Source organism: Salininema proteolyticum (assembly GCF_042685645.1).
In the GTDB taxonomy this organism is placed as follows: Bacteria; Actinomycetota; Actinomycetes; order Mycobacteriales; family Micromonosporaceae; genus Salininema; species Salininema proteolyticum.
Window position 1 is genome coordinate 1,157,494 of the sequence record NZ_JBHUNX010000001.1, and the last position, 12,106, is coordinate 1,169,599.

At 68.1% G+C, this 12,106-nt stretch carries 8 protein-coding genes; 4 read left to right on the forward strand and 4 right to left on the reverse strand.

The window, feature by feature from the left end; all coding sequences use genetic code 11:
• Positions 1-48: 48 nt before the first annotated feature.
• The 4 genes from betA to ACFTE1_RS05490 form a co-directional block, all read right to left on the reverse strand.
• The gene (gene betA / locus ACFTE1_RS05475; RefSeq protein ID WP_380762620.1) at positions 49-1,716 is read right to left on the reverse strand and encodes a choline dehydrogenase; all 1,668 of its coding nucleotides are present in this window, start codon (positions 1,714-1,716) and stop codon (positions 49-51) included.
• Between the two features lie 5 nt (positions 1,717-1,721).
• On the reverse strand, positions 1,722-3,197 hold the full coding sequence (locus tag ACFTE1_RS05480) for an aldehyde dehydrogenase family protein (protein ID WP_380762622.1): 1,476 nt from the start codon (positions 3,195-3,197) through the stop codon (positions 1,722-1,724).
• Positions 3,198-3,373: 176 nt separating this feature from the next.
• Positions 3,374-3,949, reverse strand: coding sequence for an NADAR family protein (locus ACFTE1_RS05485; RefSeq protein WP_380625087.1), 576 nt, complete (start codon positions 3,947-3,949; stop codon positions 3,374-3,376).
• A gap of 161 nt (positions 3,950-4,110) precedes the next feature.
• A complete protein-coding gene (locus ACFTE1_RS05490; protein WP_380625089.1) occupies positions 4,111-5,262 on the reverse strand; it encodes an amidohydrolase in 1,152 nt (383 codons plus the stop codon).
• Between the two features lie 100 nt (positions 5,263-5,362).
• On the opposite strand from ACFTE1_RS05490, the gene ACFTE1_RS05495 reads away from it, so the two are divergent.
• The 4 genes from ACFTE1_RS05495 (at position 5,363) to ACFTE1_RS05510 (ending at position 11,948) form a co-directional block, all read left to right on the forward strand.
• Complete coding sequence (locus tag ACFTE1_RS05495; protein WP_380625091.1) at positions 5,363-6,067, forward strand: VIT1/CCC1 transporter family protein; 705 nt, start codon at positions 5,363-5,365, stop codon at positions 6,065-6,067.
• Between the two features lie 63 nt (positions 6,068-6,130).
• Positions 6,131-8,311, forward strand: coding sequence for an NAD-dependent DNA ligase LigA (gene ligA / locus ACFTE1_RS05500; RefSeq protein WP_380625093.1), 2,181 nt, complete (start codon positions 6,131-6,133; stop codon positions 8,309-8,311).
• A 381-nt stretch (positions 8,312-8,692) separates the two neighbouring features.
• The gene (locus tag ACFTE1_RS05505) at positions 8,693-10,744 is read left to right on the forward strand and encodes a putative bifunctional diguanylate cyclase/phosphodiesterase (RefSeq protein ID WP_380625095.1); all 2,052 of its coding nucleotides are present in this window, start codon (positions 8,693-8,695) and stop codon (positions 10,742-10,744) included.
• A 568-nt stretch (positions 10,745-11,312) separates the two neighbouring features.
• Positions 11,313-11,948 (forward strand): ZIP family metal transporter, encoded by a 636-nt coding sequence (locus ACFTE1_RS05510; RefSeq protein WP_380625804.1) that lies wholly within the window; start codon positions 11,313-11,315, stop codon positions 11,946-11,948.
• Positions 11,949-12,106 lie beyond the last annotated feature (158 nt).

A 12,106-nucleotide genomic window follows, 5' to 3' on the forward strand; every position in this document is an offset into this window, starting at 1 on the left:
TGGGAGACGGAAAAGGCGCCTCCCGGGTCGGGAGGCGCCTTTCAACCGTCAGTTCGCTTCGGCCGCAGCAGTCTTATCGTGCTGGTAGTAGGGCACTTCGGACGGCGGAAGCGGGGTATTGCCGAGAATGAGGTCGGATGCCTTCTCGGCGAGCATCATGACCGGGGCGTAGATGTTCCCGTTGGTCAGATACGGCATGGCGGAGGCGTCGACGACGCGCAGTCCCTCGAGGCCGTGGACCTTCATGGAGGTCGGGTCGACCACCGCGTCCTCGCCCACGCCCATCTTGGCGGTGCAGGAGGGGTGGTAGGCGGTCTCGGCGTCCTTGGCGACCCAGTCGAGGATCTCCTCGTCGGTCTCGACGGAGGGTCCGGGGCTGATCTCGCCGGAGTCGAACTCCTTGAAGGCGTCCTGGGCGAGGATCTCGCGACCGACGCGGACGGCCTCGATCCACTCCTTGCGGTCGTTGGGAGTGGACAGGTAGTTGAACCGGAGCGCCGGCTTCTCCTTCGGGTCGGCGGACTTGATCTTCACATCGCCGCGCACGTCGGAGTACATGGGTCCGATGTGGATCTGGTAGCCGTGCTTGGCGTCGACCTTGGTGCCGTCGTAGCGGACCGCGATCGGCAGGAAGTGGAACATGAGGTTCGGGTAGTCGACCACGTCGTTGCCGCGCACGAAGCCGCCGGCCTCGAAGTGGTTGGTCGACGCCGGACCCCGCTGCCCCCACAGCCATTGCGCGCCGATGACCGGATAGTAGAGCGGGTTGTAGATCGGGTTGTAGCTCACCGGCTGGGAGCAGGCGTGCTGGATGTAGACCTCCAGGTGGTCCTGGAGGTTCTGCCCGACGCCCTTGAGCTCGTGGCGGGCCTTGATGCCGACGCTCTCCAGGTGCTCGGGGTCGCCGATGCCCGACAACTGGAGCAGCTGCGGCGTGTTGATCGCGCCGCCCGCGAGGACGACCTCGCCGGCCATGGCGGTGTGGGTGACGCCGGCCTGGCGGTACTGCACGCCGACGGCCTTCTTGCCCTTCATGAGGATCTTGGTGACCATCGAGAGGGTCTTGAGTTTGAGGTTCGGACGGTGCTTGACCGGGTGGTAGTAGGCCCGCGCCGACGACCAGCGGCGGCCGTTCTTGATGTTCCGGTCGAAGTGCTGGAAGCCCTCCTGTTGGAAGCCGTTGACGTCCTTCGTGATCGGATAGCCGGCCTGCTGTGCGGCGTTCAGGAACGCCTTGAACAGCGGGTTCCCGGCGGGGCCGCGCTCCAGCCAGAGCGGGCCCTCGTCGCTGCGCCAGTCGTCAGGGCCGACCGAGAGGTTCTCCATGCGCTTGTAGTAGGGCAGGCAGTGGGCGTAGTCCCACGTCTCCATGCCCGGGTCGGAGGCCCAGCGCTCCAGGTCCATCGGGTTGCCGCGCTGGAAGATCATGCCGTTGATCGACGAGGAACCGCCCAGCACCTTCCCGCGGCCGTGGTAGACGCGCCGTCCGCCCATATAGGGCTCTGGCTCCGACTCGTAGCGCCAGTCGTAGAGCGGGTTGCCGATGATCTGCGTCAGCGCCGCCGGCATGTGGATGAAGATGTCCCAGATCCAGTCGGCACGGCCGGCCTCCAGCATGAGCACGGAGTTGTTCGGGTCCTCCGAGAGGCGGTTGGCCAGCACGCAGCCGGCGGAGCCTCCGCCGACGACGATGTAGTCGTATTTCTTCACTGCCATGGGTCTCAGTCCTCTCCCTGGAACCAGCGCATGGGTTCCGGCGCCGTGTTCTGCCAGATGTGCTTGGCCTCGCGGTACTCGTCGAGCCCGTGGTGCCCCAGCTCGCGTCCGACGCCGGACTTGCCGAAGCCGCCCCACTCCGCCTGGGGGACGTAGGGGTGGAAGTCGTTGATCCACACCGTGCCGTGGCGCAGCGCGCCGGCGACCCGCTGGCCGCGCGAGGCGTCCGAGGTCCACACGCCGCCGGCGAGACCGTACTCGGTGTCGTTGGCGAGAGCGACGGCCTCCTCTTCGGTCGTGAAGGTCTCCACAGACAGGACGGGGCCGAAGACCTCCTCGCGCACGATGGTCATCTCCCTCGTGCAGTCGTCGAAGACGGTCGGCTCCAGGAAATAGCCGTCCCGGTACTGGTCCCCTTCGGGCCGTTTGCCGCCGCAGCGCAGTGTGGCGCCCTCGTCCAGGGCCGACTGGATATAGCCCTCGACCTTGTCGCGGTGCTGTTCGGAGACCATGGGGCCGACCTCGACGCCCTCGTCCTGGCCGCGTCCCAGCTTGATCTTCCCGGCACGCTCCACGACGGCGTCGACGAAGCGGTCCTTGACCGATTCCTCGATGATCAGGCGGGCGCCCGCCGAGCAGACCTGCCCGGAATGGAAGAACACCGCGTTCAGCGCGAAGTCCACCGCCGTGTCGAAGTCGGCGTCGGCGAACACGACGTTCGGGTTCTTCCCGCCCAGCTCCAGCGCGATGTTCTTCACGTCTGCGGCGGCGGTGGCCATGATCCGCTTACCCGTCTCCAGGCCCCCGGTGAACGACACCATGTCCACGCCCTTATGGGACGTCATGGGCGCACCCACCCCCGGACCGTCGCCCAGCATCAGGTTCACCACCCCGGCCGGAACCCCGGCCGCCTCGATGATCTTCACCAGCTCCACCGTCGCCAGCGGAGTCACCTCCGAAGGCTTGATGACACAAGTGTTACCCGCCGCCAGAGCAGGCGCCAGCTTCCACGACATCTGCAGCAGCGGATAGTTCCACGGCGCGATCAGCGAACACACGCCGATCGGCTCGTAGACCACACGGCTGATCGAGTTCGGAACACCGGTGTCGACCATGCGGCCCGCGTCTTTTCCGGCCATGTCCGCGTAGTAGCGGAAGACGGCGGTGATGTCGTCGACGTCGGCCTCGGCCTCGGCGAGGGTCTTCCCGGTGTCGAGGGACTCGATCCGGACCAGTTCGGACTTCTTCTCCTGCAGGCCGTCGGCGACGGAGCGGAGGACGGTGCCGCGTTCGGCGGCGGTCGTGCTCCTCCACGGGCCGGAGTCGAACGCCGCTCGGGCGGCGGCGACGGCGGCGTCCACGTCCTGCGCGGAGGCTTCGGCGACCTCGGCGAGCGGCTGCGCGTTGGCGGGGTCGATGACGGCGCGGGTGGACGGCTCGATCGGGTCCACCCAGCTTCCGTTGATAAATAGCTCGGGCATAAGTCCAAGACTGTACCGTCCAGTACAGTAAGTTTCAACGGGATCGTTGTGTACCTCTCCAAAAACCGGTTGCGCCGGTCATAGCGGGGCTCCGAATTGGAGTGGCGATTCAATTCCGCACGGTGACAATCGGGAGTGCGATCGTGAATTCCCTTATGGAAGCGAAGGGGCGCGCGTCAGCCGGAGAAGCCTTCGGCGAGTAGGACCTCACGGGCCGCCATGAGGGCGAAACCGAGGAGGTTGGCTCCTCTCCAGCGGCGTGGATCGTCCACCCCCTCATCGTCCTCGGCCATTCCGATGCCCCAGTTCCGGTCGATGGGACTGGCCTCGACCAGCACGTGGTCCCCTGTAGCGACCAGGTACTCGCCCATGGCGCGGTTCTGGCGGAATTTGAGGAGGCTGCCGTCGACAACGATGTCGAACCGGTGGCGGCGCCAGGTCTGCTCGTCGAATCCGCGCACCGATCGGCCGATGCCCTGCGCGGCTCCGGGGTGGTCCTTGCCGAGGATCTTCTCAGCGGAGCGCTCGTCGCCGAAGAGCCGCGCCTTGCGGGCCATCATGTAATGCTCCGCGGTGGGGTAGGTGATCCCGTCTTCGGTGAAGGGGGAGGGGCGCCACTGGCTCAGACACTGGCGCCCGGGGCGAGTCGGATGTGTGGGCCGGTGACTCCAGAAGCGGAGGTGGCGGTAGGTCCGACCGGCTTCGGTGTCGCGGATCAGGGCGGAGAGGCCGAGCGGGAGTGCGGTGGCCATGGGGAAATCGCGGAAACCTTCGAGCGGGTGGGGACGACCGCGCGGGAGTGCGGCGGCCGTGGGGATATTGTGCGCGCGTTGGTGTTCGCGGTCAACCGCTTATACGAGTCGAGGCGCCGGGCCCGCCATATGCGGGCCCGGCGCCGGTCGGCATTTTCGGTTCAGTCGCCGAGGACCTGCTCGCCCTTGACGTAGGCGCTCTCCACGGTGGAGTAGATGTCGAGCGGGTCGCCGCTCCACACGCCGATGGTGCCGTGCTTGCCGGTCTCCAGCGAGCCGACCCGGTCGTCGATCCCCATGATCCGCGCGGGGTTGACGGTGACGGTCTTGAGCGCGTAGTCGCGGTCCAGTCCCGCCCGGATGGCGACGATGACCTGCGTCATCAGGTGGTTGATGGGGATGACGGGGTGGTCGGTGATGATGGAGACCTCCACGCCGGCCTTGTACAGCAGCCCGGGGCTCTCGGGGGTGCGGTTGCGCAGCTCCATCTTGGAGCGGGAGGTCATCAGCGGGCCGTTGGCCACGGGGATGCCCTTCTCGGCCAGGATGTCGGCGATGAGGTGGCCCTCGGTGCCGTGGTCGACGACGAGGCGGTAGCCGAACTCCTCGGCGACCCGGACGGCGGTGGCGATGTCGTCGGCGCGGTGCGAGTGCTGGCGCCAGGGGATCTCTCTTTTGAGGACCTTGCCGATGGCCTCCAGCTTGAGGTCCCTCTCGGGGTGCTCCTCGTGCTCCTGCTTGGCGAGGTAGTTCTGCGCCTCGACGAAGGCGCCGCGCAGGATCGCCCCGGTGCCCAGGCGGGTCGAGGGCTTCTTGTCCTTGCCCCCGTAGACCCGCTTGGGGTTCTCCCCGAGGGCGGACTTGATGCCGGTCGGCTCGCGGAGGAGCATCTCCTCCACGGTCCGGCCGTGGCAGTTGACCGCGACGGCCTGCCCGCCGACCACGTTGCCCGATCCGGGCATGATGCCGACGGTGAGGACGCCGCCCTCGACCGCGTCGCGGAAGCCGATGTCGGCCGGGTTGATCGCGTCGAGGGCCCGCACGTCGGCGGTGACGGGGTCGGTCATCTCGTTGGTGTCGGAGTTGGCGTTGCCGGTCGCCTCCTCGTGGACGCCGAGGTGGGTGTGGGCGTCGACGAGGCCGGGGAGGACGTGCTTGCCGGAGGCGTCGACGGTCGGGACGCCGTCCGGGACCGGGGTGTCGGGGCCGCCGACGGCGGTGATGAGGCCGTCCTGGACGACGACGGTGCCGCCGTCGATCTTCTCGGAGGTGACGGGGTGGACGGTGGCTCCGGTGAGAGCGAAGGTGCCCATGTGAAAACTCCCTTGTACTCGGTTACTAGCCGCTTGGCTAGTACATTAGCAGGCCTGTTCGAAGGCGTGTCGCGGTGGAGCCCCCGGGCACCGTGGTTGAATGGCGACTATGGGTGATGACGGGATGGCGCGGCTCGCGGGTCGCCTCAACTGGCTCCGCGCCGGAGTGCTCGGGGCCAACGACGGAGTGGTGTCGACGGCCGGGACGGTCATCGGCGTGGCCGGGGCGACCAACGAGCGGACCGCCATCGCGGTGGCCGGGGTGGCGACGCTCGTGGCGGGGGCCTTCTCCATGGCCGGCGGCGAGTTCGCCTCGGTCTCGGCCCAGCGGGACACGGAGGAAGAGGTGGTGGCCACCGAGGGCCGGCTCCTCTCCACCGATCCCGGCGCCGCCGAGCGGGAGCTGGCACAGGCCTATGTCGACAAGGGGCTCAGCGAGGGCACGGCCCGCCTGGTCGCCTCGGAGCTGTCCGCCAGCGACGCCCTCGAGGCTCACGCCCAGGCGGAGTACGGCCTCGACCCGCACGCGCTGGTCAATCCGTGGGCCGCGGCCCTCTCGTCCTTCGTGGCCTTCTCGGTGGGCGCCCTCCTTCCGCTGCTGACCATCCTGTTCCTGCCCCCGCCCGTCCGCGTCTGGGGCTGCGCGGTGGCGGTGGCCGCGGGCCTGCTGGCGACGGGTTACAGCTCGTCGAGGCTGGGCGGGGCGCCACCGCGGAAGCCGGTGCTGCGCAATGTGTCGGTCGGCCTGCTCACCATGGCGGTCACGTACGGCGTCGGCAGCCTCTTCGGCATCGCGATCGGGTGAGCCCCGCGCTACGACCAGCGGAACTTCCCGAAGCTTGTCGTACCCCGGTGGCACAATGGTCGAGTGAGCACAGAGAGCACTGCAGACTTCAGCCGGGCGCAGGTCCGGCACGAGGAGCTGGCCGCGGAGATCACCGAGCACCGGCGCCGCTACTACGTCGACGACGCGCCGATCGTCTCCGACGCCGAGTTCGACCGGCTGATGCACGAGCTGATAGGCATCGAGACGTCCTACCCCGAGCTGGTGCGCGCCGACTCGCCCTCGCAGCAGGTCGGCACCTTCTCCGAGGCCTTCGCCCCGGTGAACCATCTGGAGAGGATGCTCAGCCTGGAGGACGTCTTCGACGAGGACGAGGTGCGCGCGTGGGCCGAGCGCATGGCCCCGCACATGAAGGACTCTCAGTACCTGTGCGAGGTCAAGATCGACGGCCTGGCCGTCGACCTCGTCTACACGAAGGGGCGCCTCACCTCCGCCGCCACGCGCGGCGACGGCGTCACCGGAGAGGACGTCAGCTCCAACGTCGCCACCATCGACTCGGTGCCGCAGCGCCTGACCGAGCACCCCGACTACCCGGTGCCGGAGCGGCTCGAGGTCCGCGGCGAGGTCTTCATCGCTGTGGAGGACTTCGCGAAGCTCAACGAGGACCAGGTCGCCGCAGGGGCCAACCCCTTCGCCAACCCCCGCAACGCGGCGGCCGGATCGCTGCGGCAGAAGGACCCGGGGGTCACGGCGAAGCGCCCCCTGAGCTTCATCGCGCACGGGCTCGGCGTCCGCGTCGGGTTCGAGCCCGACAGCCAGTCGCACTCCTACGCCGCGTTGGCGGCCTGGGGCATTCCGGTCAGCCCGTACTGGCAGGCCGTCGACACCGTCGACGCGGTCTTCGACTTCATCCACCGCTACGGTAGACTGCGCCACGGGCTCCTCCACGAGATCGACGGCGTGGTGGTGAAGGTCGACGACATCGCCGTCCAGAACGCGTTGGGCGCCACGGCCCGCGTCCCCCGCTGGGCCGTCGCCTACAAGTACCCGCCCGAGGAGGTCAACACCCGCCTGTTGGACATCAAGGTCTCCATCGGGCGCACGGGCCGGGCCACGCCCTACGCCGTGCTCGAGCCCGTGCGCGTCGCCGGGTCCGAGGTGGAGTTCGCGACCCTCCACAACGCCGACCAGGTGCGCGCCAAGGGAGTCCTGGTCGGCGACCTGGTCGTCGTGCGCAAGGCCGGCGACGTGATCCCCGAAGTCGTCGGCCCCGTCGCGGCGGTGCGGACGGGGGAGGAGCGAGAGTTCCGGATGCCCGAGAAGTGCCCGGAGTGCGGCTTCGACCTGGCCCCGGCCTCGGAGGGCGACGTGGACCTCCGCTGCCCCAATGCGAAGGGCTGCCCCGGCCAGCTGCGCGAGCGCCTGTCGTACCTCGCCGGCCGCTCCTGCTTCGACATCGACGGCATGGGGTTCGTGGCCGCCACGGCCCTGGTGCAGCCGATCGAGTCCCAGGAGCGCGTGCTCGACAACGAGGCGGGCGTCTTCTCTCTGGAATTGGACGAATTGCTCCCCATTCAAACGCTTGTGCGTGATCCGGACACCGGACTTCCGAAACGCAAGGAGGACGGTGAGGAGAAAGTCGTCACCTATTTCGCCACGCAAAAGGGTGAGCCGAAGAAAACGACGCTGCAAATGCTCGAGAACCTCGAGAAGGCCAAGTCCAAGGATTTGTGGCGGGTCGTCAACGCCCTGTCGATCCGGCACGTGGGGCCGGTCTCCGCCCAGGCGCTGGCCGACCACTTCGGCGACGTCGACGCGATCATCGCGGCCGACGAGGAGGAGCTGGCGGACATCGACGGCGTGGGGCCGACCATCGCCAGGGCCGTCAAGGAGTGGTTCGCGGTCGACTGGCACCGCGACATCGTCGAGAGGTGGCGCGAGGCGGGCGTGCGCATGCGCGAGGAGAGGTCCGAGGCCGACTCTCAGCCTCAGGTGCTCGAGGGGACGACGGTGGTCATCACCGGCGCGATCCCGGGCCACACCAGGGACAGCGCCGCCGCGGCGGTCAAGGCCCGGGGCGGGAAGGTCACCTCCTCCGTCTCCAAGAAGACCGGGGTCGTCGTCGCCGGGGAAGCGGCCGGATCGAAGTACGACAAGGCCGTCAAGCTGGAGGTCCCGATCGTGTCCGGGGAGGGTTTCGCGGAGCTGCTGGAGAACGGCCTCCCGTCGCCGGAGAACTCCTTACGGCCCTGTGAAAACGCCTAATCGGCACTGGACGCGCACTTTCCGTCGACGGCCACGACTCGACTGCGCCACAAAACAATAACGAATTCATAACGATTGGAGTCGGCGCGCCCGGCTCCTTTCGTTTTGCGGGGTTCGCGCAGGATGTCGTTGTAATGTGAATTGCGCTATGTGATGTAGGAAATAGTTCGGCCCCGGTGCGGGTAAGGAACCTCATAAATTGTCACCAGATGGTAACTCTCGCGGGGGAAGCGACGACATTATCTGTTTCCAAAGGGGGACAAGGGGATAGTGTGATGGCACTTATCCTGTGCGTGAGAGGGGATGAGGCTCGACTCGCCCTGGGGGCCGCCGCCGTGGAACGGATAAGGTGTTCTCACAGGGCCTTGACCAGGAGGATGGATGGCGACAACTCTGATGCGCAACACGGCGCCGAGAGAGCACCCGCGCAGGTACTACACGTACTTCGCCCTCGTGTGCCTCCTCGCGGTCGTGGCCGTGGTCGGCGCCGTCGTGACCCGCCCGGCGGGCACCGACGTGCTGCCGGAGCCCACGGCGGCGTTCATCGTGTGCGCGCTCCTCGGAGTCATCGCCGAGTACGATCCGATCCGCTGGAAGGGCGTCCACTCCACCGCCGCCGCGCTGGTGTCCCTCTCCTTCGTGCTGGCGCTCATGGCCGTGTGGGCGTTCGTGCCCGCGCTCATCGTGCAGGCCATAGCCGTCGGCATCGTCAGCCTCCGCCTCGGCTCCTCGCCCGCCCGGCTCGTCTTCAACCTGGGTCAGACCGCTGCCTCGCTCGCCGCCTCCTGGTTCGTCTGGGACGTCTTCTCCCCGGCCGACCACTGGACCGGCGCCCCCGCCGAGATCCTCGTCCTCATCGGCGCCGGCGTCGCCTGGGGAGCGGTCAGCTTCAGCCTGGTCGCGGGAGCCCTGACGCTCCGCCTCGGAGGGACCTGGCACTCGCACATGGCCAGCTGGACCAAGGGAGAGTGGAAGCTCCGCGGCCTTCTAGTGGCCGCCTCCCCGATCGTCGCCATGGCGACCACCGCCTCCGTCTGGATGGTCACGACCGTCGCCCTGCCCATGTTCGGGCTGCACTACCTCCTGCGCGTCATGGCTCAGCGGGAGAAGGAGGCCGAGACCGACGCCCTCACCGGCCTGCTCAACCGCCGCGGCTTCCAGACCGGCTGCGTCCGCAAGATCATCGACGCCGCCGAGACCGACACCAAGCTCGCCGTCCTCGTCATCGACGTCGACCGCTTCAGCGAGATCAACAACGCCCTCGGCCACGACACGGGAGATCGCGTCCTCAAGGAGCTGTCGAAGCGCTTCGCCGCCGAGGCCGGCCCCGGCGGCATCCTGGCCCGCCACGGCGGGGACGAGTTCGCCTTCGTCTGGTCGGAGCTCGACGGCATGACCGACCCCCTCGAATGCGCCCGCGCGATCAAGACCGCCATGGACGCCCCGATCAACCTGGAGGAGTTCAGCGTCGAGGTGGACACCTCGGTCGGCGTCGCCGTCTACCCGCACGACGGGCAGGAGTTCGAGGCCCTCCTCCAGCACGCCAACATCGCCCTGCGGGAGGCCAAGCGGCGCTCCTCGAACTACATGCGGTACACCCCGGACTTCGACCACCCCTCGCCCCAGCGGATCATGCTCCTCGCCGACCTCCGCCGCACCCTCGAAGAGCCGGGCTCGCCCGGGGTGGAGCTGTTCTACCAGCCGCAGATCGAGCTCTCCACCGGCCGCGTCACGGGGGCCGAGGCCCTGCTGCGGTACACCCACCCCACCCGCGGCCACATCCAGCCCTCCGACCTGATCGCCGCCGCCGAGCAGTCCTCCGTCATGCGCATGCTGACCGAGCGCGTCGTGGACATCGCCCTCCGCCAGCTCAAGCGCTGGGAGGAGTCCGGGTTCGACCTGGGCATGGCCATCAACGTCTCCGTGCGCGACCTCCAGTCGGCCGAGTTCACCGGCTACCTGACCGACCGGCTCACCGACCTCGGGGTGGAGGCCTCCAAGCTGCGCCTGGAGATCACCGAGAGCGCCCTGATGGACGATCCCCGCCGCGTGGTGGGCAATGTGGAGAAGATCGCCGACATGGGCGTCAACATCAGCCTCGACGACTTCGGCACCGGCTTCTCCTCCATGCAGCACCTCCGGCGCCTGCCCGTCAGCGAGATCAAGATCGACCGCCTCTTCGTGTCGAACCTGACCGCCGACAACGACGACGCCGCGATCGTCTCCTCGACCATCGACCTGGCCAAGGCGCTCGACCTGAGCGTCGTGGCCGAAGGGGTGGAGGACGAGAAGACGCGCAAGCTGCTCAAGGACTGGGGCTGTCATCTGGCGCAGGGCTGGCACTTCGCCCGCCCGATGGACCCGGTGCGCTTCGACGTCTGGCTGCGCGACTACAACCAGCGCATCCGCGACCTGCAGGACGCCGGCCTCTGAACTCTCCGATTCCGACCGGGCTCGCGGGCCCGGCCGTTCGGCGCGCCCCGGGGAGGGATGAGAACGCGCGGCCGTGCGGTCCGCCGTGTCCGGAAAAGATAACGGGGGTCGCGCAACACCCAATCGCGACCCCCTACTGGCTCAATAGAACACCACCACAAGCAGCGGTTCCCGGCTAGCGGGCCCCACTGCTCGCACATCAGCAAGGAAACAGAAAGGAAACCAGAACTTCGGCTCGCCTCGATCCCGGAGGACCGGAGCTCGCCGTCTATTCCCTGAACCAGTGACCACCATCATAGACCATGTCCGCAACGAAAGGGAAGGGGGTTCATATTGGTGTTCGGCGGGTCGCCCTCCGAATGTTTCGCCCTGTGGTGCATGCTGGTCGGAAACGGCTAACGACAATCATCGTCGATAGTGAAGGATCCTCGAACAAGGAGGCCTCATGTCCCTTCCGACCTCCGGGTGGGAGCACCTCGCCCCCATAGGCCTCGGACTCGTGTCCGCCTGCACGACCCTCCTCGGAGGGATCACCGCCTCCCGCATCAAGCGCGGCCGGGCCCTGGTCATGTCCTTCGCCGCCGGACTCATGCTCGGCGTGGTCCTCTTCGACCTCATCCCCGAGTCCCTCGAACAGGCTCCCCAAGAGCCCCACGGCATACCGGCCGCCATGCTCGCCGTCGCCGCCGGCTTCCTCACCTTCCACGTCCTCGAGCGCCTCCTGGGCCACCCCGGCCACGAGGAGGGCTACCCGGCGCACTCCCACAGCGTGAAGCGGCTCGGCCTCCTCGCCGGATCCGGCCTCGTGCTCCACTCCCTCCTCGATGGCTTCGGCATAGGCATGGCCTTCCAAGTCGGCTCCAGCCTGGGCCTCACCGTCGCGCTCGCCGTCATCGCCCACGACTTCGCCGACGGCTTCAACGCCTTCACCCTGCCGAGCGTCTACGGCAACGAGAGCAGGAAGGCCTACCGGATCCTCTATGCCGACGCCGCCGCACCGGTCGTCGGCGCCGCCCTCGGCACCTTCCTCGTCGTCCCCGAAGAGTTGGCGGGCCTCTACCTCGGCTATTTCGCCGGAGTCCTCCTCTACCTGGCCACCGCCGAGGTCCTGCCGCAGGCGCACTCCAGCCGGAGGGGCCTCTCCCTGCTCCTCACCGCCGGGGCCATGGGAGCGATGTGGCTCGTCGTCGGCTATGCGGGATGAGCCCGACGGGCCCGCCGGAGCGGAGCGCTTCGGCGGCACCGGAGCGGAGCGCGCATCCGCCCGATCGGGCCGTGCGCCATGCCGCCACACCGCAACCCGCTCGCGGATCACCCCTTACCAGGCCTAGAATCAATGGGTCTTCCCAAAACGAGAAACCC